Origin of the sequence: Extensimonas vulgaris (genome assembly GCF_003337425.1) — a bacterium.
GTDB classification, from domain to species: domain Bacteria; phylum Pseudomonadota; class Gammaproteobacteria; order Burkholderiales; family Burkholderiaceae_C; genus Extensimonas; species Extensimonas vulgaris.
In genome coordinates this window covers 201520-225240 of the sequence record NZ_QPJU01000004.1, presented here as the reverse complement: position 1 = coordinate 225240, position 23721 = coordinate 201520, and the positions used below count along the sequence as shown (strand labels likewise).

Below are 23721 nucleotides of genomic sequence, written 5' to 3'. Positions count from 1 at the left end.
CAAGTCACCCATGTGACCTACTTCACGGACTCACACGCCAGGCAGCTTGTAGTCCTTGAGCTGCTCGCGCAGCTTGGTCTTGAGCATCTTGCCTGTGGCGCCCAGCGGAATCGCATCGACGAACACCACGTCGTCGGGAATTTGCCATTTCGCGATCTTGCCTTCATAAAAGGCCAGCAATTCCTCGCGCGTGACTTCGGCGCCGGGGCGCTTGACCACGACGATGATGGGGCGCTCGTCCCACTTGGGGTGCGGCATGCCTATACAGGCCGCCATGGCGACGGCCGGATGCGCCATGGCGATGTTTTCGATGTCGATCGAGCTGATCCACTCGCCGCCCGACTTGATCAAGTCCTTGCTGCGGTCGGTGATCTGCATAAAGCCGTCGGGGTCTATGGTGGCCACGTCGCCCGTGGGAAACCACCCATGCCCTTCGGCGTCGAACACGAGCGGCGATTTTTCACCCTTGTAGTAGCTGTCGATGATCCAGGGGCCGCGGATCAGCAGGTCGCCGTAGGTCTTGCCGTCCCAGGGCTGATCCTGGCCTGCGCTGTCGATGATGCGCAAGTCCACACCAAAAATCGGGCGGCCCTGCTTTTGCAACAGCTTCATCTGCTCTTCGCGCGGCAGACTCAAATGCTTGCGCTTGAGCGTCGAGAGCGTGCCCAGTGGGCTCGTCTCGGTCATGCCCCAGGCGTGCAGTACCGTCACGCCGAATTCGTCGCGGTAGGCGTCGATCAAGGCCGGCGGACAGGCCGAGCCGCCGATCACCGTGCGCCGCAGGCTGCTGAACTTGAGGCCGCCCGCGCGCACATGGTTGAGCAACATCTGCCAGATGGTGGGCACGCCCGCAGCAAAGGTCACGCCTTCGGCCTCCATCAGTTCGTACAGCGACTTGCCGTCGAGCGCAGGCCCGGGCAGCACGAGCTTGCAACCCGTGAGCGGCGCCGAATACGGCAGCCCCCATGCGTTCACATGGAACATGGGCACCACGGGCATGGCCGTGTCGCGTGCAGACAACCCCATCACGTCGGGCAGCGCCGCACCATAGGCGTGCAGCACGTTCGAGCGGTGGCTGTAGAGCACGCCCTTGGGATGCCCCGTCGTGCCGCTGGTGTAGCACAGGCCCGAGGCGGTGTTTTCGTCGAACTCGGGCCAGGTGTAGGTGCTGCTCGCGCCGCCAATCCAGGACTCATAGCTCACGAGGCCGGGGATGCCAGCGTCGGTCGGCAGCTTGTCCGCGTCGCACAGGGCGACCCATTTCTTCACCGTGGGGCACTGCGCATGCACGGCCTGCACCAGCGGCAAAAAGGTGGTGTCAAAGCACAGCACCTGGTCTTCGGCATGGTTCACGATCCAGGCGACCTGCTCGGGGTGCAAACGCGGATTGATGGTGTGCAGCACGCGGCCCGAGCCGCTCACGCCGAAATACATCTCCAAGTGGCGGTAGCCATTCCAGGCCAGGCTGGCCACGCGGTCGCCAAACTGCAAACCTTCCTGCTCGAGCGTGTTCGCCAGCTGCCGCGCACGCGCCGCGAGGTCGCGGTAGGTGTAGCGGTGGACGTCACCCTCGACCCGACGCGAGACGACCTCCGTGTCCCCATGGTAGCGCTCGGCGAACTGGATCAACGAAGAAATCAGCAACGGTTGTTTTTGCATGAGTCCCAGCATGGATATTCCTCTCTGAATAGCGGTTGGTGATGAAAGAAAGGCGCGGATGTTACCGCGGGTCGACACCGCATCGCGCAAGCAAGCCAACGGCTGCTCCCGCCCCTTGCATGGCTGCCTCATTGCGAGAAGACCCGCGCCGGCCCTACCGAACAACTATTAAACTTGTAGCGAAAACGATTCCACGCTATAGTTTGCGAACCCAACTTCGTTTCAGCACGCCATTTGTCAGGAGCATCCATGAGCACCAAAGAAAAAACCGCCATCAGTCAGTTGTTTGACTTGCTCGAGGCCCGCTATGCCCTGCGCGTACTCTGGGCGCTGCGCGACGGGCATCCACAAACCTTTCGTCTGCTGCAAGACAGTGTCGGCGGCATCACCCCGAATACACTCAACACGCGCATCAAAGACCTGCGCGAGGCCGGCTTGCTCGACCATGGCAGCGGCGGCTACTTCCTCACCCCCGCCGGGGCCGACTTGGTCAAACGCCTGAGCGACGTTCAAGCCTTCGCCTCGCGCTGGGCGGCAGCACGGGCGAAAAAATAAGGCTGGCGCCCGTCCGTGGTGGCATCACGTGCCGCGCCATGGATACGGATGATTTGCCGCGCATGCCGGTTGCGGCAAGTGCCACCCACCTCGCCTCAATCGAACAAGACGCGCGCCAATGCAGCGTATTTGGCATCGCCCACGGCGTCACGAATTTTGGGTGCCAGCGTCGCCAGATCGGCATATCCGTGCGCGCTCTCCACGGCCAGATTCAAACGGAATCCGCGCAAACCAAGCCCCGCCGTCAGCTGGATGGCGATCGGATACGCCGCCTGATAACGCTCCATGTCGGAGCGGCCGCTTCCCTGGCTGCTCTCTACTGCAACGGTTTCATCCGCCACAGCCGAGGGCGTCTCGTCCGGCGAAGCGGCCATTGATGCAGTCAAGACCGATTCAGAAAAGCCCTCGGTCGCGCAGAGCAGCCCCTGCTCCAGCATGGCCTGCACATCGGCTTGCGTGATCCCTATGGCCGCCGTAGCCGCCAGCACCTCTGCAGTGCTCCGTTTGCCATCGAACAGAATGAAAGCCGCGCGCTGACGTGGCGTGAGGCCGCCATGCCGATCCTTGAGTGCCGCCAAACCTGCCGACGTTTTGCTGAGAACCATGGCCTTCCTGAAAAAAATGACCTGTGCGCTGTTTCCGGCATTTCCATGGATGGGGAGCACCGGCAGGATACAAAATCCGAGCGCATACAGTGGATGGCGAGGGCATCATTGAAACCATGCCCCAACACCCCCGAAGGAGTTTCTCGCCCCCAGGATCCCCCGTAAATCGGGGCTTTCCATGACCCATGCGCCATGCGATCGGGTGGGCGGCACCGGCTACCGTGCAGCAATCCGACGCCACCAGCTCCATCCCACGGCCACCACGAAGCCAACCGGCACACCGAACACCCCTGCCGCCGCCGGCTCTATCCCCCACCACAGCCCCTCCACGAACAGCCAGCGCGGCAATACGCCCAGGGAACGCAGCGCGGGTATTTGTGCAAGCATGTAGTACGTCGTGACACCAAACCCAGCGAGCATTCCGGCCACAGCGCCTTGCCGCGTCATGCCGCGCCAGAACAGGCCCAAGACCATGGCCGGCACGAAAGCCGACGCAGCAAGAGAAAACGACGCCGACACCATGGGCAGAATTTCCGCGGGCTTGAACGAGGCCACCATGGCCGCAGTCAAGGCCACAGCCAAGAGCGCAAACTTGCTCAAAATCACCCGCTGCTCGGGCGATGCCTTTGTCTCTTTTTCGCCCTGAAAATACAAGTCACGCACCAATGCATTGCTGATGGTCAGCAGCAAGCCATCGGCGGTGGACAAGGCCGCCGCCAAACCGCCCGCAGCGACGAGGCCTGAAACCACATAAGGCAAGCCGCCGATTTCCGGTGTGGCGAGCATGATGAGATCGGCGCCCAGGTGGATCTCACCGAACTGCACGATGCCGTCGCCGTTCATGTCCTCGACCGAGAGCAAGGAGGGATCGACGCGCGCCCATTGCGCCATCCAGTGTGGCAGGGCATCGAAATGGCTGCCGACGAGGTTTTGCATCACCTCGAATTTCACCAAAGCCGCAAGCGCGGGCGTGCTCAGGTACAGCAAGGCGATGAAAAACAATGACCAAGCCACTGAAGTGCGTGCGGCCGCGACCGAGGGCACCGTGTAGTAGCGCGTCAGCAAATGCGGCAAGCCAGCCGTGCCGACCATGAGGCAGAACATCAACGCCAGAAAATTGCGGCGCGAAAGCGTGTATTCCTCCTGTTCGTGCGGTGTACCGTGTGGATTTCCAGCAAAAGCCCGGCTATGAGGTGGCAGCCCGCCGAGCGGGCGCGCACGTTCGAAGCTCTCGCGCATTTCGCGCGTCCAGCGCTCGCGTGCCTGCGCCGCATCCCGCGGCAAGGCTGCGAGCGCCTGGCTGGCGCGCACGATCTGCTCCACATCGGCGTTCTGTGCACGCAGGGTCTGTATCTGCGCCCTGCCCTTTTCGCGCTCGTGTTGCAGCGCTGCCTCCACATTGCGCAAGCGCTCCTGCAAGTCCAACGCGCGCTGCAAATAGGCGCGTGCCACTTCGCGCTCGGCAGGTGACTCCAAAAATTGCGCCTCGAGCTCTGCGATCTTGCCGATCTGCACGCCATACACCAGCGGCGCCAGGGGGTTGCCCAATTGCTGGTAAGAAAGCCACGACACAGGTATCAAAAAAGCCAGCAGCAGAACGACGTATTGCGCTACTTGCGTCCAGGTGATGGCCCGCATCCCACCCAGAAATGAACACAGCAACACACCACCGAGCCCGAGCATGATGCCGATCTCGAATTGCACCCCCGTAAGACGCGAGGCGATCAGGCCCACGCCATAAATCTGCGCAACCACGTAGGTGAACGAGCACAACACCGCGGCCCACGCCGCCAGGATGCGTGGCCAGCGGCCCCCGAAGCGCAACTGGAAGAAGTCCGGCACGGTGTAGATCTCGAGGGCGCGCAATTGCGGCGCAATCAGCATGGCCACGAGGCAAAATCCGCCCGTCCAGCCGAGCAGGTACGCAAGTCCGCCGGTTTGCCCCGGCGAACCCGAAAACCCCTGCAGATACAAAGCGCCCGAGAGACTGATGAACGAGGCCGCGCTCATCCAATCGGCGGCCGCCGCCATACCGTTGAACATCGGCGGAATGCGCCGCCCGGCCACGTAATACTCTTCGGCATCGGTCGTGCGTCCACGCACACCGATGGCGGCATAGACCATGATGGAGCCGAACAAAAAAATCGGCCCTATCCACTGACGCGAAAGTCCGCGGCGCTCGGCCCACGCCATCACCAACAAAAAGCCCATCAGGCACAGCACGCACCCAAGGAGTGCCCTGTGCCAGCGCCAACCATGTTTACTGCCTGGGTCAGCCATGGCTCGCTCAATCACCGCGCCGCTGCACCACGGAAACTTGGCTTGCAGCCCTTTTTGCGCGCCGCTCGTAACGATTCATGGCCCATGCATAAAACACCACGATGCCAATGAATACCAACACAGCCCCTTGCGCCACGAGCCAATACCCGAGGGGCCACGGCCCGGTGGTCCAGGCTTGCAACTCGCGCGCAAAGAAAGGCACACCGAATGCGACTGCCGTCCAGAGTGCGATCAATACGCCTTTGAGCCCAGCGTGGCGCAAATCAGGCACGGGAGGCAGCGCGCCGAAGCCCGCGCCATCGGTCTCAGGACGCGCCTTCTCGGACATTTCGTGCCTCTGGTGGGTTTTCCAGCACCGCGTCAAGATGGGCACCGCGTCAAGACACGCATGCGCCCACGTGCAGCCGGGACTCAGCTCGCCAATTGTTGCCAAGTCGCAATCACACTGTCCGGATTGAGCGAAATCGATGCAATGCCTTCTTGCATCAACCAACGCGCGAAGTCCGGGTGATCGCTAGGCCCTTGGCCACAAATTCCGATGTATTTGCCCTGCGCGCGGCAGGCTTGGATGGCTTGATGGATCAGCGCTTTGACAGCCGGATCGCGCTCATCGAAGTCCTGCGCGAGCAACTCCAGCCCCGAATCGCGATCCAGTCCCAGCGTGAGTTGGGTCAAGTCGTTGGAGCCGATCGAAAACCCGTCGAAAAACTCCAGAAAGCGCTCGGCCAGAATGGCATTGCTGGGGATTTCGCACATCATGATGAGTTTGAGCTCGTCCTTGCCACGTTCGAGGCCGTGCCGCGCGAGCAGCTGCACCACGCGCTCGGCCTGGCCCAGCGTACGCACAAAGGGCACCATGACCTGCACGTTCACGAGCCCCATCTCGGTGCGCACGCGCCGCAGCGCCTCGCACTCCATCGCAAACGCCTCGCCGAAATCTGCGCTGAGGTAGCGCGCCGCACCGCGAAAGCCGAGCATGGGGTTCTCTTCCTCGGGCTCGTAGCGGCTGCCGCCGATGAGCTTGCGGTACTCGTTGCTCTTGAAGTCCGACAGGCGCACGATGACCGGCTTGGGCCAGAACGCCGCGGCGATCGTCGCCACGCCCTCGGCCACCTTGTCCACATAAAAAGCGCGCGGGCTCGCATGGCCGCGGGCCACGGATTCCACGGCTTTTTTCAAATCGCTGTCGATGTTCGGATAGTCAAGGATGGCCTTGGGGTGCACGCCGATGTTGTTGTTGATGATGAACTCCAAGCGCGCGAGCCCCACCCCTTCGTTGGGGAGCTGGGCAAAATCGAAGGCGAGCTGCGGATTGCCCACGTTCATCATGATCTTGGTTGCAATGGCGGGCATGCTGCCACGCTCCACCTCGGTGACTTCGGTTTCGAGCAAACCGTCATAAACGCGGCCCGTATCACCTTCGGCACAGCTCACGGTGACCAACATGCCGTCTTTGAGCCGCTCGGTCGCATCGCCGCAGCCCACGACGGCCGGGATGCCCAGCTCGCGCGCGATGATCGCCGCATGGCAGGTGCGCCCCCCGCGGTTCGTGACGATCGCAGCGGCGCGCTTCATCACGGGCTCCCAATTCGGGTCGGTCATGTCGGTCACGAGGATGTCACCGGGCTGCACCTTGTCCATCTCGCTGAGGCTGTGCACCACGCGCACCGGGCCGGTGCCCACTTTTTGCCCGATCGCACGTCCCTCCACGAGCACTGCGCCCTTGCCTTTGAGCTTGTAGCGCAATTCCACCTGGCCTTTGGCCTGACTTTTCACGGTCTCGGGGCGGGCCTGCAAAATGTAGAGCAGCCCGTCCACGCCGTCTTTGCCCCATTCGATGTCCATGGGGCGCCCATAATGCTCCTCGATCAGGAGCGCATAGCGAGCCAACTCCAAGACCTCGTCGTCGGTGATCGAATAGCGGTTGCGCTGCTCGGCGGGCACTTCGACGGTCTTGATGAGCTTGCCCGTCTGCGCCTTTTCCTCGGGCGTGCAAAACACCATCTGGATTAGCTTGCTGCCCAGGTTGCGGCGGATCAGCGCCTTTTTGCCCGCGCGCAGCATGGGCTTGTGCACGTAAAACTCGTCTGGATTGACGGCGCCTTGCACCACCGTCTCACCGAGCCCGTAGCTGCTCGTGATGAAAACCACGTCTTCGAAACCCGATTCCGTGTCAATGGTGAACATCACCCCCGAGGCACCCACGTCGGAGCGCACCATGCGCTGCACGCCCGCGGACAAGGCCACCTCGGAATGCGCAAAGCCTTTGTGCACGCGATAGCTGATCGCGCGATCGTTGTACAGGCTGGCAAACACCTCCTTGATCTTGTGCTTGACTTCGACAAGACCTACGACATTGAGAAAGGTCTCCTGCTGTCCGGCAAACGATGCGTCCGGCAGGTCTTCTGCCGTGGCCGACGAGCGCACGGCGAAGGACGCGCCCGGGTTGTCGGCACTCAAACGCGCGAATGCCTCGTCGATGGCCTGCTCGAGCGCGGGGGGGAAAGGCTGCGCCTGCACCATGGCACGGATGTCGGCCCCGGTCTTTGCGAGCGCGCGCACGTCGTCCACATCCAGTGCTTCGAGTAGGGCATTGATGCGCTGGTCGAGACCACCGTGCCGTAAAAACTCACGGTAGGCATGCGCCGTAGTGGCAAAGCCCGTGGGCACACGTACGCCATGCGGCAATTGCGAAATCATCTCACCGAGGCTCGCATTCTTGCCACCGACCACGGCAACGTCGGTCATGCGAAGTTTTTCAAACGGTACGACCAAGGCATCCGGGCTGAAAAGTGCTGACATGTGGAAAGCTCCAAAGTTAAAAAACCGCGCTATTCGCCAACGCTGCCGCCACTGCGCTGACGATGGATTCGCGCATGGCGGCTTTCTTTTTTGATTTGGGGCCAGCCATGGCGAAGGGGAATCAAGATAATGAGTGACTGTCATTGTAGGTCTGACACTCCCGCATCCAGCCACAGTTCAAAGAGCCCCATGCACGCACGCACCGTTTTTTTCGTCTCCGACGGCACCGGCATCACCGCCGAAACCTTTGGCAAGGCGATCCTGGCCCAGTTCGACATCCAATTCCGCTTCATCCGCCTGCCTTTCATAGACACCGTAGACAAAGCGCACCAAGCCGTGCGGCAAATCAACCACAGCGGTGAAATCCAAGGCAAAAGACCCATCGTCTTCACCACCCTCGTCAATACCGAAGTGCTCGAAGTCATCCAGAAACACTGCAAAGGCATGCTGCTTGACATGTTCAGCACCTTCGTCAATCCGCTCGAGCAAGAATTGGGCGTCAAGTCGCACCATCGCGTCGGGCGCTTCAGCAACGTCAGTCGCAGTCGCGAATACGCAGCGCGCATCGAAGCCATCAACTACAGCCTGGCGCACGACGATGGGCAAAGCAATCAGGACCTCGCGGACGCAGACGTCATCCTCGTTGGCGTGTCGCGCAGCGGCAAAACCCCAACCAGCCTGTACCTTGCGATGCAATATGGCATCAAGGCCGCCAACTACCCCTTGATCCCTGAAGACTTCGAACGCCGCCAGTTGCCAAAGGCGCTGCTGCCCTATCGCAAAAAAATCTTCGGCCTGAGCATCCAGCCCGAACGCCTTGCGGAAGTACGCAATGAACGCCGTCCCAACTCCAAGTACGCGAGCCTAGAGAACTGCCGCTATGAAGTCGCCGAAGCCGAAGCGCTGATGCGCCGCGAAGGCATACGCTGGCTCTCGACCACCACCAAATCGATCGAAGAAATCGCGACCACCATCTTGCAAGAGATGCAACTGGAACGACCCGCCTTCTCCTGAAAGCTATACTTATAGTAGCTACTTGCGCTTTATTATCAAGCCTTAGAGGCCAATTTCACGTAAATTTTAGAACCCAAAGGGAAATCTCCAAAAAACACTGCGCTTGATCTGCAACGCTTGATCTGGAAAGCGCAGACCATACAATCACCGGGTCTGCAGTGTTGTCGGGCCTTATATTTCCTTGAACCAATGCTCTTGGAGCACGGGCTTGGTACATTGCCAGGCGAGCGTGATCGTCTCGCGTCAGATGAACCCAACGCCTGGCTGCCCTCGCCCCCCTGAACCCCCGGTTCAGGATGCCGGTTCGGTGGCATCTGCAGACACCTTTTCAGCGCAGCTGGGATGGCGCCGCAAAGCGCTCTCGCCTCCCCATCCATGCACCTTTCACTCTTCCTGATCCTCGAGTTGTGCGCCCTCGGTCTGGTCGCAGGGTTCCTCGCCGGCCTGCTGGGCATAGGCGGCGGCATGCTGCTCGTGCCCATGCTGACCTATCTTCTGGGGCGCCAGCAGGTCAACCCCGATCTGGCCGTCAAGATGGCCATCGCCACCTCCATGGCGACCATCGCGTTCACCTCGCTGTCCAGCGTGCGCGCGCACCACCGGCACGGCGCCGTGCGCTGGGACATCGTGCTGAGGCTCGCACCCGGCATCGTTTTGGGGGGCTTGCTCGCAAGTCTTGGCGCGTTCAGCCTGCTCAAGGGATCATGGCTGGCCATCCTTTTCAGCCTGTTCGTGGGTTTCTCCGCAATGCGCATGTGGGCGGACAGAAAACCTTCTCCCACCCGGCAAATGCCGGATGCGGCCGGACAGCTCTTGGCGGGGGGCATGATCGGTTTCCTGTCCGGGCTGGTCGGCGCTGGCGGCGGCTTCGTGAGCGTGCCCTTCATGGTCTGGTGCAACGTCGCCATCCACAGCGCCGTTGCCACCAGCGCCGCACTGGGCTTTCCGATTGCGATCGTGAACGTCCTGGGTTACGTGCTTAGCGGCCTGTCCGTCGCTGGCCGGCCGGCCCTATCGTTCGGTTATATCTGGCTGCCCGCACTCGTCTTCGTCGCTGCCTGCAGCGTGCTTACGGCCCCTTTGGGCGCACGCGCAGCGCACCAACTGCCGGTGGCGCAACTCAAGCGCATCTTCGCGAGTCTGCTCCTGGGGCTTGCGGCCTACATGCTCTGGAAGGGGTTGGCCGCAGCCTGAAACCGGAACAATGATGCAAGCTGCGCCTAGCAGCCTGTCGGACTTTGGGCGTCGATAGCGAGAATGGGCCCCGGCGAGGCCAGTTTTTGCCGGCTTCTTGCCCCATAGCGGGACTATGGGGCAAGAAGCCGGTAAAAAATGAAACGCTGCGGCACATTCGCAGCCGACGATTCCAAAGTCCGACAGGCTGCTAGTGTAGTGTTTGATGCTTGATGCGACAAATAAAACCGATGGATTTTTGGTCTGGGCAAGGCGCAAACCGCAGCGATACCGGGTGGTATCGCGAGGATTTGCAACGCGGCCCAGGCCGAAAAGACGCGGTTTTATGTCGCAGATAGCGTCGAACACTACACTAGAGCCGGCAAGTCAGCACAATGGATCGGCATGCGCATCCTGCGTCGCTGCACCAGGGTGCGCGAGCCTTTGCCAGAATTCTCTGGCGGATAGCGCCGGTGCACATAAAAAACCCTGGAAATGACCGCAGTGCAAGTGCTGCAATGCCAGCCGCTGAGCGATGGTTTCCACCCCTTCCGCCACCACTTCGATGTGCAGGGCCTGCCCCATGCCCACGATGGCCTGCACGATTGCCATATCGCCCTCGTCGTCAGGTAGGCCGCGAATGAAAGACTGGTCGATCTTGAGTTTGTGGATAGGCAGCTTTTTGAGGTAAGCGAGGTTGGAATAGCCGGTGCCGAAATCATCGATGGCCAGATTGACCCCAAGCTCAGCCAGTTGTTGCAGCCGCTGCTCCATTTCCACTGCGTCCTGCAACATAATCGATTCTGTCAGTTCGAGCTCCAGCAATGAAGGAGGCAATTGATGCACTGCGAGCAGCCGTGTGACGCGTTCGACAAAATCCGGCTGACGAAACTCCAGTGTCGAAACATTGACGGAGACAACAAGCGGGCGTCCAGCGTGCATCCACTGCGATGCTTCGCGTATTGCCTGCTCCATGACCCAGGCGCCCAGAACAACGATAAAGCCGGACTCTTCTGCAAGAGGGATGAACTGCCCGGGCGACACCGCCCCAAGCTCGGGATCATTCCAGCGCAGCAAAGCCTCGGCCCCCGTGATACCACCCGTAGCCAGACACACCTGCGGTTGATAGTGCACAAAAAACCGCTGCGCCTCCAGCCCTTGGCGCATCGCATGCTCCAGTTTCATGCGTGACAGCAGATGCGCGTTCATCTGCGGCTGGTAAAAGCTATAGTTGCCGCGCCCCCGGTCTTTGACACGGTACATCGCCGTGTCTGCCTGTTTGATGAGTTCATCCAGCGTGGAGCCGTCTTGTGGATATAACGCAATGCCCATGCTGCACATCACCGAAAAGCCCATGCCGTCGAGCTCGCAGGGACGCAGCATGCTTTCCAGGATGCGACGCGCCACACCTTCTGCTGCGGTCGCATCGGCCTCGTGCAGATAAAGCAAGAACTCGTCCCCGCCCAGACGACACAGCATATCCGTCTGACGCAGACAGGCTGCGATACGCTCGGCCACCAGTTGCAACACCCTGTCGCCAAAGGAATGCCCCAGGGAATCGTTCACGATCTTGAAGCGGTCCAGATCGAGAAAAACAATGGCAAAGCGCGACGCCTTTTCAGAAGGTTCCTGGATAGCGGCCTCTACCCGCTGCGCAAACTGCAGGTAGTTGGGCAACCCCGTCAGCGCGTCGGTGTAGGCAAGCTCCTGAATGCGCTGCCGATCAGCCTGCTGCTGTGTGATGTCGCGAAAAGAATAAACCCACCCCGCCAGTTCGCCGCGCTGCAACTGCGGCACCACCAGACGCTCGACTACGGTGCCATGGCGCAAATGCAGAACGTCGCAGGCTTGCGCCTCTGGGTTTTTGACCAGCTCGGCAAGCCGTTTTTTATAGGCCTTTTTGTCGGTGACCTGGGCTGCCATGTGCGCAAACACCGCCTGGTCATTGCGCTCCACCAACAATCGCTCGGGAATATCCCAGATTTGTGCCATGCGCCGATTGAAAGCGCGAATGCGGCCCTGCAGGTCGCACACCAAAATCCCTTCCGCAGCCGAATCGAGCGTGGCACGCAACTCGGCCAGCAGGGTTTCCAATTCACGCTCGGTGTTCTCCTGCTCCGTGCGATCGAGCATGCTGAGCACCAAATAACCGCTGCCGTCGAAGGCCTGCAAGGGCGCCACCCGGCGCGCCACGGCTACCCATGCGCCGTCGGCCCGCAGCACATGGGTATAGGAGTCGATTCCCCGCGCAATTTCTTCTGCAGTGCCACCCCAAAACGCCTGATCCTCGGGCGTGACAGCAAGGCGCAACACCGGCATCCCCCGCATTTCGTCACAGGACCACCCAAGCAGCCGCGCGGCCGCTTCGTTTGACTGCACAATGCACAAGGATTTCGCATCGACGAGCCAGACGGCCTCTTGCAAAGGGTCAATCCAGGACTTTTCCACCTGCAGGGTCATTGCGTGGCCTCCTCTTGCCCTTGCACCGCCTCCAGCGATACCGCGCGCTCAAAAAAGTAGCAAATCTTTTTACGGGGTGAGAGGTAGTCCAATGCTTCGCGCGGGAGTTGGCCCGGTTTGAGGCTGCGGCGTATGCTCAGCTCTGGTTCTGCCTCCAAGTCCAGAATCAGCGCCTTTTCCTTGGGGACTTGCGGGTCATGCACGATCACCTTGGGGCGCAGAGGTCGGCTCGAATTCACAGACACGACGAGCGCGTAACGGTCATTGGCCAGTTGCACCACCGACCCCGGTGGGTACACCCCCATCATGCGAACAAAAGCGGCCAGCACCATCTCATCAAAACATGCCTTGCGCCGCGCGAAAATCAAAGCCAAGGCTTCGTGCGGGGTCAGGGCATCGGCCTCGCGCACCGGATTACAGAGCCGGTCGTAATGGTTCACCAACGCGAGCATCTGGCTCACGCGCCCAAGTTCACTGCCACTGAGCCGCTTGGGAAACCCGCTGCCATCGGCCATCTCATGGTGCTGGGCTATCGCAATCACGGCAGCATCGGGAAGCCCCATGCTGCGGGCCAAGGCAACCGACGCACGCACGTGCCCCTCGTACTGCGCACGCTCTGCCGGTGTCATCGTGGGCAGCGGGTGCCGGTATTTTGGGGGCAGGGTGATCTTGCCCACATCGTGCAGCAAAGCGGCCATGCCCAGCTCCTGCAACGCCGTACTCTGCAGACCCAAGGCTTTCCCGAGCAGCAAGCTTGCGACCATCACATTGACCGGGTGGAGCGCTGCGCGCTCGCCAGCCCCCTCAGACAAGAGACGGATGGCCACCTCGTCTTGGGCGAGTAGGCCACAGACACACTCGGCCACCAACTTTTGGGCTTGCGCACAGGCATGCGCAGGGAGCTCCCGCACCGTGCGTTCGATCGAGACATATTCACGGGTTGCTTGCGCAAAGCGCCGGTCACACTCCAGCAGGCGACGATTTTGTTCCGCCAGCAACGCCAGACGCATCGCCTCGGGTAAGGAAGCGTCCGCGCTTGCAGGCTGCGCAGCTACTGGCCCGCCAGACTCCGTCACCGTAGAGGGCACTTCCTTTTGCTCCGATGTTGCCAATGCGCGACGGACATCGGCATCACATTTGTCCAGGATGACGCGAACTCTCGTCAACCCCAGGTCGCGCAAGGTGGCGATTTGTTGCACCGACGCGATGCGAAAACTATTCACCGGAAAAGGATGATTCATCCAGCCCACCTCCAACTGGATGAACATGCCGATGCAAAGCTGATCGACGTCGATGTAAATGGAAGAAGTCACTGTAAACAATGGGCCCTATCGTTGCGCCCTGCCGTACATTGTTCACAAATTATGACCTCTGCGCACAGAGAATAAGAGAGTCAACTCCAAAAAATGTAGCGCAATACGTAACTGCTCAGCTCCCAGACAGGCTGCCAGGGGCGAGCATTACCGGCCTTCTTGCACCATGGCAAAGCCCAGCCAGAAGAAGCTGGAGCCTTGGCGGAAGAGATTTCACGCTAATGATTTTTTATTGGTAGGGCGTGTAGGACTTGAACCTACGACCAAAGGATTATGAGTCCGCTCAACCCCACTTTTGCCCCTGTTGACCGATGTTGACGTTTCCCTAGTAAATCAACGAGTTGCAGCACACACTTCAAGCGTTATCGTTGATAAAGATTCGCCTTTTTCGATAGAATCCGCTTACACAGCGATTACATGGCGATTACATGGAAAGGGGCGAGCACCGTGGACAAGATCAATTTCACCGCCGCGCGCGTGGCGAACTTCACCTGCCCGCCTGGCAAGGCCCAGGCGTTCCTTTGGGACGCCGACGCGCCCGGCTTGGGGCTGCGCGTTACCAGCAACGGCGCCGCGTCCTACATCTTTCAGGCCCGTGCAAACGGCGCACCGCTGCGCGTCACCATCGGCCACCCCAGCACCTGGCCCCTGCCCCAGGCACGCGCAAAAGCGCGCGAGCTGCGCCAGCAGATAGACCAAGGGCACGACCCGCGCGAAGTCAAGCGCGAGCGCGCGCAGCAAGCCGCCGCTGCCCGTGCACTACAGCAAGCCGCCCAGGTGCGCGCGCTTGACGTGTGGGACGCCTACTGCGAAGAGCGCAAGCCCGCATGGGGCGCTCTGCACTACCGCGACCACCGCGCCATGGTGGCGCCTGGCGGCGAACCCAAAACACGCGGCAAGGGCGGCCCTGGCGTCACCGCACCCGGCCCGCTGCGCGAGCTGTTGGACAAGCCCTTGTCCACCCTGACCGCCGCCGCCGTGGAGGGCTGGGCGAAGCGCCACGCGCCCGAGCGCCCCACCGTGGCCCGGCTGGGGCTGCGCCTGCTGCGCTCCTTCGTCAGCTGGTGCGCCGCACATCCCGACTACGGCCCCGCCATCAAAGACGCCAATGCAGCCAAGTCGCGCAAGGCCCGCGAGCAGTTGGGCACCCCAAAGGCGAAAGGCGATGCGCTACAGCGCGAGCAACTGCCCGCCTGGTTCGCCGCCGCGCGCCAGCAAGAACCGGCCATTGCCGCCTACCTGCAAGCGCTGCTGCTGGCCGGCGCCCGCCCCGGCGAGCTGCGCGACCTGCGCTGGGAAGACCTGGACTTCACCTGGAAGAGCATGCGCATCCGTGACAAGGTAGAGGGTGAGCGCACCATCCCCTTGACGCCCTATGTGTCCACCCTGCTGCAAGCGCTGCCGCGTCGTGGCGCGTGGGTATTCATGACGGCCCGCACCGACGGCCCTATCACGTCCCCGAACCACCAATTGACAAGGACGTGTGCCACCGCTGGCGTGCCCCACGTCACCCTGCACGGGCTGCGCCGCAGTTTTGGCACGCTCGCAGAATGGGTGGAGGCACCGACTGGCGTAGTCGCGCAGATCATGGGGCACAAGCCGAGCGCCATTGCCGAAAAGCACTACCGCGCCCGCCCGCTGGACTTGCTGCGAATGTGGCACACCAAGATCGAGGGCGCCATCCTCGAGGCCGCAGGCATCGCCCAGCCCCAGGAAGACGCGCAGCGCCTGCGCGTGGTGCAGTGATCCATGAATAGCAAAAAAAAGATAACATCATGGCGTGGATAGTGGACTTGCTGCCCGAGGCAGAAACTGAGCTGCTGGCGACACCGCCTGACATTCGCGCCCGCTTTGTGCATATCCGGCGGCTGTTGATCGAATTCGGCCCGCTGAACGTAGGTATGCCCCACGTGCGCCCGCTCGAAGGCAAACTGTGGGAGATACGCATGCACGGGCGCGATGGCATCGCCCGCGCCGTCTATGTGGCACGCGCTGGGCAGCGGCTGACCGTGCTGCACGTCTTCACCAAAAAGACCGAGAAAACGCCACGACGTGCCATTGACACCGCGCTACTGCGCATGCGAAGGATGAACGATGCAAACCCTTGACGCCCTCGAAGAAAAGCTGCTCGCCGATGCCCAGGCCAAAGCCGCCTTTGATGCCATGGCCGATGAATACGCCATTGCCCGCGCGCTGATCGAAGCGCGTACCCGCGCAGGGCTGACCCAAGCCGACGTGGCGCAACGCATGGGCACCACGCAAAGCGCCGTGGCGCGCATGGAATCAGGCCGCGCCCTGCCATCGCTGCGCACCGTGGAGCGATTCGCCCAGGCCGTGGGCGGCAAGCTGCGCCTGCGCATCGAACAGAGCGACGCAGCGACGGCGTGACCCGTTTCGCCAGCGCCTAGCCCGACGGGGTGAAAAGCCGGGTTCCTGCCCCGGCCTGGCGCTGGCACCCGAATGCAGGTTGCGCGCAGGACGCACCATGAGCGACAAAGACCGCCCCCAGCTACCCAAAAGAGATTGGTTCACCCTCGAAGAGGTTGCCCGGCGATGGGGCTGCACAATTGAAGACCTGATTGATTATGGCGAGAATGAAGCGCTGCGAATATCGGTAAGACCCGCGCGAAAGATTTGCATTGCCTGGCGTGAAAAGAGCGCCACCAAAAACACGCCAAACCAATGGACTGAAACCATGTTGCCGCTGGGCTTGACGCCAGAAGATTTACGCGGCGCTTTTGGCGATGGTTGCAGGCCATATATTGTGCTTCCCCCGGTTTCGGGAGACGAAGCATTGGTTGGGGACGTGGGATTCGATTTTGACCCCCCGCAGATATTCACCGCAAAAGACCTGGTCATAGTCCGCGAAGAGCTAGACCGCTTTGAGCGCGAATACCGCATCGGCGCCCATGCTGGCGAATTGCCAAAACCAAAACCAGAGCTGGGCGAGCGCGAGCGCCAAACGCTGTTGGTGCTCATCGGCGCCATGCTGGAAACCATCATGGACAAAGGCCCCTTCAAGTCCCAAGCCGAGCTTGTCGCGTACCTGGAAGACGAATACGCCCTACCCAAGCGCACCACCGACGGGAAGTTTGCAGAAGCCAACAGAGCGCTTCAAAACAAATAGCGCAGCATTGCAACTGCAACGCCCACCATTGCAGGTGCAATGACTTTCCTTGCGCCCATCGGCACATTCCATCCGTCAACACCAATTGACGGAAAGGACTACCGATGCGAGTGCAAGAATATCCCCCGCTGGCGAATGAAACCCGCCACGCCGTACCGACCGAGTGCGCGGCATATCACTTGGGGCGCAAGCCGCAGACATTGCGATTGTGGGCGTGCTTTGAAAATGGCCCCATCCGGCCCATTCGCCTGCATGGCCGCCTGCTTTGGCCCACTGCCGAGCTGAAAAAACTGCTGGGCGCTGCCTGATTGGAGCGCCGCCATGCGAGCAATCAAAAAAAATGCCGCCCGGCTATGGGCGGCAATAACGGTTTCCAAAAATCCGACTGAAGACCTGATTGTAACGACTGCGTTCGTTTTCGCAAGCGTGGGTTTTCAAATTGGAGTGTTTTGCGCCGTGGCAATTGGAATGCGAGGTTGCGCATGAATGCCTACCTCGACCAATTCCGCCGCGTGCTCGAAGCGCGCGGGTTGATACCGCCCGGCCAAATAATCGCGGACGGGAAAATTCACCGCTGCGACGCCGTGGGCAAGCATGGGCGCAGCGATGGCAGCTATCTACTACACCTTGACGGCATCCCGGCTGGTGGCGTGCAAAACCACCGTGACGGGTTGGGCTGGCAAAGCTGGCGCGCTGACATAGGCCGCAAGCTGACCGCTGCCGAAGAGGTCGCCCACCGCGAGCGCGTGCGCACCATGCAGGCGCAACGCTCTCAGGCCGAAGCCCAGGCCCGGCAAGCTGCCGCAGAGCGCGCAGCGCGCAAGTGGGCATCCCTGCCGCCCGCAGAGCCGCTTCATCCCTACCTGCTGAAAAAGCGCATCCCCCCAGGGCTTGCGCGGCAGGATGGCGACCGGCTGGCGCTCTGCGTGCAGGACTTCGACGGCGCCGTTCACGGGCTGCAATTCATCGCCCCCAGTGGCGAGAAGCGTTTCACCACCGGCATGGCGAAGACCGGCCACTTCATTCACGTGGTGGGCGACCTTGCAGCGCCCAAGCTGATCGCCGTTGCCGAGGGCTGGGCTACCGCGATGGCCGTGGCGCAGCACTTCTTTCCCGGTGCCGCCGTGCTTGCTGCGCTCGATTGCGGGAACCTGCTACACGTGGCCCAGGCCGCGCGCCAGCGATTCCCAGGTGCAGAACTGGTTCTGTGTGCCGACGATGATCGCTGCACGCCTGGAAACCCCGGCCTTGTCAAAGCCCGCGAAGCCGCCAGCGCTGTAGGCGGCACGCTCGCCCGTCCGGCGTGGCCCGCAGGTGCGCCGCTGGAACTGAGCGACTTTGCCGACCTGGCGCTGTTCCTGGAAACGGAGGGGCGCCATGGATGAACACGTCGTTTTCGAGACCTTTGATCGCAGTGATACACGCGAAGGTGTTTCAGGTGTATCAGGTGTGCAGGCAAGCACTGGCGCGGGTTCCTCCCGATACACCGCCGAATCTGCTGGTGTATCTGGTGTATCAGGCGCAGCGCCGCAAGTCCCAGGCGAAGAGGATCGCCCCTGCTACCGGGTTTTTGGCACCTGGTGGACTGACGCCGAAGACAAGCGCCAGCGGCCCGGCGTGTGGCACTTTTTCATGAAAAACGTGGGCACGCCGAAGACCCCGCTTGTCCGCCCAGCGCAAACGTGGGTGTGCGACCCGCTACACGTCGAGGCCGTTTTGTCCGACGTGCGCGAGGGCAGCTTTGGCCGCCTGCTCAGGTTCCAGAACACCCTAGGCCGCTGGAAGACGTGGGCCATGCCCATGCGCCTACTCGCTGGGCGCGGCGACGAGCTGCGCGGCGAGCTTTTGGCGGCTGGGCTGCGCATCAACCCGGCTGCGCAGAACCACCTTGCAATGTATTTGCAGGGCGAAACGCCGCAGCGCCGCGTGACCTGCGCTTTGTCCGTCGGCTGGCACGGGAAAAACTTCGTTCTGCCCGACGCGACCATCGGCCCCACGCCTGACACCGTGGTGTTCCAAGCCGAAGAAGCCGCAGAACACGCCTTCACGCAGAAGGGCACGCTCACGGCCTGGCGCGATTCGGTGGCGACGCTGGCGCAGGACAACCCCATGCTCGTGCTGGCGCTATCGACGGCCTTCGCTGGCCCGCTGCTGGCGAAGGTGCATGCCGAAGGTGGCGGCGTGCACCTGGTGGGCGAATCCTCGACCGGCAAAACATCGTGCCTTGATGCCGCGCGTTCCGTGTGGGGCGGCCCCGAGTTTCGGCGTAGCTGGCGCAGCACGGCGAACGGGATGGAGGGCGCCGCCGCACTGTCGAACGACTGCCTGCTTCCGCTCGACGAAATATCAGAATGCGAGCCGCGCGAGATCGGCCTGATCGCCTACGCGCTCACAAACGGAACGGGCAAGCAGCGCGCGACGCGCACCGGCGCCGCCCGCACCGTCCGGCACTGGCGCTGCTGCATTCTCTCGACCGGCGAAAAGACCCTTGCCACGGCCATGCTCGAAGGCGGGCAGCGTGCCAAGGCTGGGCAGGCCGTGCGCCTGCTCGATATTCCCGTGGCGCGCCAGTATGGAGCGTGGGATGCGCTGCACGGCCACGCCGATGGCCGCGCGTTTTCCGACGCGCTCAAAACCGCTGCCGCCGAAAACTATGGCACCGCAGGCCGCGCCCTCCTCGACCGCCTGGCGCACGACGAACGCGACTTTGGGCAGGCGCTCGAAGCCGTCAAGGCGCTGCCCGAGTTCAATCCGCCTGGCGCACAAGGTCAGGTCAAGCGCGCCGCCGCCCGGCTGGCCTTGATCGCACTTGCGGGCGAGCTGGCGATTGAGTACGGCCTGACCCCGTGGCCCCAGGGGCACGCTGTAGAGGCCGCAGGGCTGGCGCTGCAACTGTGGCACGAGGCACGAGGCGGCACCGCCGAAAACGATGAGCGCGGCAAAGTGCTTGCCGCCGTGGGTGCGTTCCTCGACCGCTACGGTGCCGCACGGTTCCAAGGCCTTGATGCGCCAGAAGATGCGCGGCCCATTCCCGACCGTGCAGGCTGGCGCGAAAGCACCGGCGATGGTGTGCGCTACTTGTTCACCGCGAGCGGGCTTGCCGAGGCTGCCAAGGGCTTCGACACCAAGTTGGTGACGGATGTTCTTGCATCCGTGGGCGCGCTGCCTGCGCCTGGTGCGGATGGCAAGCGCTCTGTCTTCCGGCGCATCGATGGCCGTGGCGTGCGCGTGTACGTGATCGACCCGACGAAGCTGGTGGAGGGCGCGCAATGAGCCTCGCCGACTACCTTGCGGCCCGCACCGCCGCCGCGCAACCTGCGCCAGTAGGCCCACCCGATACACCTGATACACCTGCGCAAAACCCGGTGTATCAGGCGAAACCCGCGCAAACATTGGGCTGCACACCTGATACACCTGAAACACCACCAGAGCGCACAAAGCAAACTGCGCCCGATGTTTGCGTGCGCGCCTGCGCAGACTGCGCCCACCGCCTGCCCTATGCGACCTGCTCGCAGCCCGTAGCGGCTGGCCTGCGCGAGCACTTCGGCATCGTGTGGCCGCCCGAGGGCCACGCCGCCACGTGCCCGGCGTACAGCGCCAAGCCCCAGGCGCCGAAGTCATGGAATCACGCGCCAGCGAGCGATGCAGAGCTGGCGACCATGGCGCAGCGCTGCGAGCGCTTCGAGCGGCTGGGGCTGCCTGACCACGAGGCTGGGCGCATGGCCGACACGCTGCTGCTGCGCGACCGCGACGGCGACGATAGGCGGCTGTGCCTTGAGTGCCGCCACCTGCGCGGCAGGCCCGGCGCGTGGCGCTGCCATGCCCCAGGCGGGATGCGCGAGCCGCTGGTGGCGACGTTGCAGCGCTGCCCGAGCTGGGGCGAAGCATGAGCCGCCCGTGTGCATCGTGCGCACACCACAAGCTGGCGCACGTTGACCGGCACGTGTGCGCCGCGACCGACCCCATGCACGTGATCCCACTGCACCAGTACCAAGCGCGCGACGCCGCCTGCGCGAGCTGGCGCCGCACCAGATACCCGACCGCGACAGACCGAACCCAGACCGAGCACCGCATCAACCAATCCAAAGAGGCACCCAATGCTGACCATTGCAGAAAATTCAACCGCAACCTTTGAACTGCCGCCCAGCGGCCCCCAGCCCGCCCGATGCTCGCGCATCGTCGATCTTGGCACCCAGCAATCAGACTTCAACGGCGAAACCAAAAGCGCCCGCAAGCTGTTGCTGACTTGGCAGCTTGCCGAGCTGCGCAGCGACGGCGAACCGTTCACCGTGTCCAGAAGGTTCACGGCGAGCCTGCACAAAAAATCCGCCTTGCGCACCCTCCTCGAAAGCTGGCGCGGGCGCCCATTCTCGCCCACGGAGTTGACCGGGTTCGACGTTGAGAAGCTAATCAACGCGCCCGCCTTGCTTAATTTGGTGCACGTGCAGCGCGGCGAACGGGAGTACGCAAACATCCTTGGCATATCGCCCCTGCCCAGGGGCATGCAGCCCCCGCCGCCCGTCATTGCACCCGTGATCTTCAACTTGTCCGACCCGACCTGCGGCGAAGACCTGCCGCTGCTGCCCCAGCGGCTGCGCGAGCAAATTGAGGCAAGCCCCGAGTGGCGGGAGCTGACCCGCCGCGCTGCACCTGCTGCCGCACCTGCTGCCCAGGCTGGGGCCGCAGCATCGTCGGGCTTCGACGATATGGATTCGGACATTCCGTTCTAAGGCGGCCGCCATGACGATCTTGCACATAGACCTGGAAACCGTCCCATCCCAGCACCCCGACGCCCGCGAGCAGGCGCGGCAATCCGTGCGCCCGCCTGGCACGCTGAAGCGCGAAGACAGCATCGCGACCTGGTGGGCTGAGTCCGGCCCTGCCGCCGTCGAAGACGCCTACCGTCGGCAAGCGCTCGATCCCGCCGCTGGCGAAGTCTGCTGCGTAGGATTCGCACTTGACGATGCCGACGCCGTGGCCGTGGTGCGCACGCTCGAAGAGTCTGAGCGCGATTTTCTGCTGCGCGCGCTCAAGGCGATCAACGCGCTGCTGGAAGCCCGCCGTCCTGATCCGAGCGACCCTGCCGCGCCATGGTTCGACGGCGTGCGCCCGCACCTGGTGGGCCACAACATCGGCGGGTTCGACTTGCCCTTCTTGCGCGCCAGACTCTGGGTGAGCCGCATCAAGCTGCCCGGTTGGATGCCCGGCCCACTGGCGCGGGTTGGCAGGGACTACGGCGACACCATGGTGCTGTTCGCTGGCCTGCGCGACAAAATCAGCCTCGACCGTCTTTGCCGGGCGCTTGGGGTTGCCAGCCCGAAAGCCGACGGCACCACCGGCGCCGCAGTCCTCGATCTTTGGCTTGCTGGGCGCCACACAGAGATTGCCGAATACTGCGCCCGCGACGTGCAGGCTGTGCGCAGCGCGTGGCGCGTCATGACCGGCGAGGGGTGCGAGCCATGGGCAGCCTGAGCCGCACCAAGGGGCAGAGTGGCGAGCGCGAGCTTGCCGCCCTGTTGTCCGAACTGACCGGGCGCCGCATTGCCCGCCGTGTCCGGCAGCATGCGGGTGACTCTGACTTGGTGGGCCTGCCCGACTGGTGCATCGAAAGCAAGCGCGCGCGCTCTGCGCCGCTGTCCCTGGTCGCCCGCGAGTGGTGGCCCCAGGCCGTGACGCAGGCGAACGCGCAGGGCACCATCCCGCTGCTCTGCTTCCGAGCCGACCGGCAGCCATGGCGCGCCGTGTGGCCCGTGTGGCCCGTGTGGGCGATCTTGCCCGAGCTGCGCACCCCGTGCACGTCGTTCGATGATGCAGTCATGGGCGACTTGCTGACCTGGTGGCGATTGTGCCGGCGCTTGAGTTTGCTGAGCGCGTAGCGAGGCAAGGGCTGGGCCTGACCGCCCGGCCCGGCGCGACCATGCCCGGCTGCAAAAAAGGTACTTCCCCACCTCCCACCTCGCGGGTAATTCGACCCCCGCGCTTTGGGTAGGTAGTGGCCCCACAAGGTACTGACGAAAAATGCCACGAGCACCAAGCCAAGCCGCCCGAGAACGTAGAAACGCAGCGATGCGCGCTGATCGGGCTATGGGCCGCACCGTCCGCCAGATTGCAGCGCTGCACGGCCTGAGCGTGGCCGCGACGCATCGCGTGGTGCGGCACGTTCACATGCAACTGCTGCGTCCCTGGCACCGCGCTCGGCTACCGCGCGAGGCCCCATTGCCGCCCCTCGAGTGCGTGCATGCGCTGCTGGCGCGCGAGTGAGACGCCAAACATTGCGCTTGTGTATTTGTGCGTTTGATAATTTATGTTTATGTGATAATATGCTTGTGTGCACAACCAAGAAGGAGCACCCATGACCGAAACCGAAGGAAAAGTGAAGGTAAGCCTTCGAGCGCTCGAGGCCCGCTGCAAGCGCTATGCTGAAACCCATGATGGAGATACTCTCAAGCGATGCCGACAGGGCACAAGCGCCCACGCGGAGCTAGGCGACTATTATTTTGTGGATGTGCGCGGCAACTATGTCACTGCCAGCGGATGGTCGGAGGAAACTCTGATCGAATGGGCGAGGGAAAAAGGCATCCTCAAACCATACGAGGAAGTTGCAGCATAGCCCACCGCTGACCACCACCATAAACCCGGCCACCGTGCCGGGTTTTTTGTGCCTGCGCATCCCTGGTGCAAACCACCATGACCAAGCCGAACCGAATAACCCTACGCCGTTGTCGGTTACATG

The 23721-nt window shown here is 62.5% G+C and carries 22 protein-coding genes; 15 read left to right on the top strand and 7 right to left on the bottom strand.

Translation table 11 applies throughout. The features are described 5' to 3' along the window. Positions 1 to 30 precede the first annotated feature (30 nt). Complete coding sequence (locus tag DFR45_RS08130; RefSeq protein ID WP_114483192.1) at positions 31 to 1671, bottom strand: 3-(methylthio)propionyl-CoA ligase; 1641 nt, start codon at positions 1669 to 1671, stop codon at positions 31 to 33. Between the two features lie 237 nt (positions 1672 to 1908). On the opposite strand from DFR45_RS08130, the gene DFR45_RS08125 reads away from it, so the two are divergent. After that, the gene (locus DFR45_RS08125) at positions 1909 to 2214 is read left to right on the top strand and encodes a winged helix-turn-helix transcriptional regulator (RefSeq protein ID WP_114483191.1); all 306 of its coding nucleotides are present in this window, start codon (positions 1909 to 1911) and stop codon (positions 2212 to 2214) included. Positions 2215 to 2309: 95 nt separating this feature from the next. Here the strand turns inward: DFR45_RS08125 and DFR45_RS08120 are convergent, their stop codons facing one another. The 4 genes from DFR45_RS08120 to ppsA all read right to left on the bottom strand — a co-directional run bounded on the left by DFR45_RS08120 (position 2310) and on the right by ppsA (position 7901). Further along, positions 2310 to 2819, bottom strand: a complete 510-nt coding sequence (locus DFR45_RS08120; protein WP_114483190.1) for a hypothetical protein — start codon at positions 2817 to 2819, stop codon at positions 2310 to 2312. A 216-nt stretch (positions 2820 to 3035) separates the two neighbouring features. Further along, entirely contained in the window at positions 3036 to 5030 is a 1995-nt protein-coding gene (locus DFR45_RS08115; RefSeq protein ID WP_421782738.1) for a VC_2705 family sodium/solute symporter, read from the bottom strand. 76 nt (positions 5031 to 5106) lie between these two features. Next, positions 5107 to 5427, bottom strand: coding sequence for a DUF4212 domain-containing protein (locus tag DFR45_RS08110; protein ID WP_114483188.1), 321 nt, complete (start codon positions 5425 to 5427; stop codon positions 5107 to 5109). An 83-nt stretch (positions 5428 to 5510) separates the two neighbouring features. Beyond that, positions 5511 to 7901, bottom strand: a complete 2391-nt coding sequence (gene ppsA / locus DFR45_RS08105; protein ID WP_114483187.1) for a phosphoenolpyruvate synthase — start codon at positions 7899 to 7901, stop codon at positions 5511 to 5513. Positions 7902 to 8090: 189 nt separating this feature from the next. Here ppsA and ppsR point away from each other — a divergent pair, with 189 nt between their 5' ends. Together ppsR and DFR45_RS08095 are read left to right on the top strand one after the other, a co-directional pair. Then, positions 8091 to 8915, top strand: a complete 825-nt coding sequence (gene ppsR, locus DFR45_RS08100) for a posphoenolpyruvate synthetase regulatory kinase/phosphorylase PpsR (RefSeq protein WP_114483186.1) — start codon at positions 8091 to 8093, stop codon at positions 8913 to 8915. Between the two features lie 375 nt (positions 8916 to 9290). Next, on the top strand, positions 9291 to 10109 hold the full coding sequence (locus tag DFR45_RS08095) for a sulfite exporter TauE/SafE family protein (protein ID WP_114483249.1): 819 nt from the start codon (positions 9291 to 9293) through the stop codon (positions 10107 to 10109). Between the two features lie 366 nt (positions 10110 to 10475). On the opposite strand, the gene DFR45_RS08085 is transcribed toward DFR45_RS08095, so the two are convergent. Both DFR45_RS08085 and DFR45_RS08080 read right to left on the bottom strand, forming a co-directional pair. Beyond that, positions 10476 to 12548, bottom strand: a complete 2073-nt coding sequence (locus tag DFR45_RS08085; RefSeq protein ID WP_114483184.1) for a putative bifunctional diguanylate cyclase/phosphodiesterase — start codon at positions 12546 to 12548, stop codon at positions 10476 to 10478. Continuing rightward, on the bottom strand, positions 12545 to 13861 hold the full coding sequence (locus DFR45_RS08080; protein ID WP_114483248.1) for an HD-GYP domain-containing protein: 1317 nt from the start codon (positions 13859 to 13861) through the stop codon (positions 12545 to 12547). Before DFR45_RS08080 ends, DFR45_RS08085 begins: the two co-directional genes overlap by 4 nt. Positions 13862 to 14278: 417 nt before the next feature. Here DFR45_RS08080 and DFR45_RS08075 point away from each other — a divergent pair, with 417 nt between their 5' ends. The 12 genes from DFR45_RS08075 to DFR45_RS14350 all read left to right on the top strand — a co-directional run bounded on the left by DFR45_RS08075 (position 14279) and on the right by DFR45_RS14350 (position 23598). Further along, a complete protein-coding gene (locus DFR45_RS08075; protein ID WP_114483183.1) occupies positions 14279 to 15607 on the top strand; it encodes a tyrosine-type recombinase/integrase in 1329 nt (442 codons plus the stop codon). Positions 15608 to 15648: 41 nt separating this feature from the next. Continuing rightward, on the top strand, positions 15649 to 15969 hold the full coding sequence (locus tag DFR45_RS08070; RefSeq protein WP_241659473.1) for a type II toxin-antitoxin system RelE/ParE family toxin: 321 nt from the start codon (positions 15649 to 15651) through the stop codon (positions 15967 to 15969). Continuing rightward, positions 15956 to 16249 carry a helix-turn-helix transcriptional regulator gene (locus DFR45_RS08065; protein ID WP_114483181.1) on the top strand — a complete coding sequence of 98 codons (294 nt, stop codon included), beginning with the start codon at positions 15956 to 15958 and terminating at the stop codon, positions 16247 to 16249. The genes DFR45_RS08070 and DFR45_RS08065 overlap by 14 nt, the downstream gene beginning before the upstream one ends. Before the next feature lie 97 nt (positions 16250 to 16346). Beyond that, entirely contained in the window at positions 16347 to 16988 is a 642-nt protein-coding gene (locus DFR45_RS14355) for a hypothetical protein (protein WP_144686936.1), read from the top strand. Positions 16989 to 17470: 482 nt separating this feature from the next. Further along, positions 17471 to 18373: a toprim domain-containing protein gene (locus DFR45_RS08050; protein WP_114483178.1), complete on the top strand. Its 903-nt coding sequence runs from the start codon at positions 17471 to 17473 to the stop codon at positions 18371 to 18373. Next, the gene (locus DFR45_RS08045; protein ID WP_114483177.1) at positions 18366 to 20261 is read left to right on the top strand and encodes a DUF927 domain-containing protein; all 1896 of its coding nucleotides are present in this window, start codon (positions 18366 to 18368) and stop codon (positions 20259 to 20261) included. Before DFR45_RS08050 ends, DFR45_RS08045 begins: the two co-directional genes overlap by 8 nt. Next, positions 20258 to 20878 (top strand): hypothetical protein, encoded by a 621-nt coding sequence (locus tag DFR45_RS08040; protein WP_144686935.1) that lies wholly within the window; start codon positions 20258 to 20260, stop codon positions 20876 to 20878. Before DFR45_RS08045 ends, DFR45_RS08040 begins: the two co-directional genes overlap by 4 nt. A gap of 207 nt (positions 20879 to 21085) precedes the next feature. Then, positions 21086 to 21718 (top strand): phage replication initiation protein, NGO0469 family, encoded by a 633-nt coding sequence (locus tag DFR45_RS14690; RefSeq protein WP_241659372.1) that lies wholly within the window; start codon positions 21086 to 21088, stop codon positions 21716 to 21718. A gap of 10 nt (positions 21719 to 21728) precedes the next feature. Beyond that, positions 21729 to 22460, top strand: coding sequence for a 3'-5' exonuclease family protein (locus tag DFR45_RS08030; protein WP_114483175.1), 732 nt, complete (start codon positions 21729 to 21731; stop codon positions 22458 to 22460). Beyond that, positions 22448 to 22864, top strand: coding sequence for a putative PDDEXK endonuclease (locus DFR45_RS08025; protein ID WP_114483174.1), 417 nt, complete (start codon positions 22448 to 22450; stop codon positions 22862 to 22864). Before DFR45_RS08030 ends, DFR45_RS08025 begins: the two co-directional genes overlap by 13 nt. Before the next feature lie 208 nt (positions 22865 to 23072). Beyond that, positions 23073 to 23249, top strand: a complete 177-nt coding sequence (locus DFR45_RS14505; protein WP_158636981.1) for a hypothetical protein — start codon at positions 23073 to 23075, stop codon at positions 23247 to 23249. A gap of 91 nt (positions 23250 to 23340) precedes the next feature. Next, positions 23341 to 23598: a hypothetical protein gene (locus DFR45_RS14350; RefSeq protein WP_144686934.1), complete on the top strand. Its 258-nt coding sequence runs from the start codon at positions 23341 to 23343 to the stop codon at positions 23596 to 23598. Positions 23599 to 23721 lie beyond the last annotated feature (123 nt).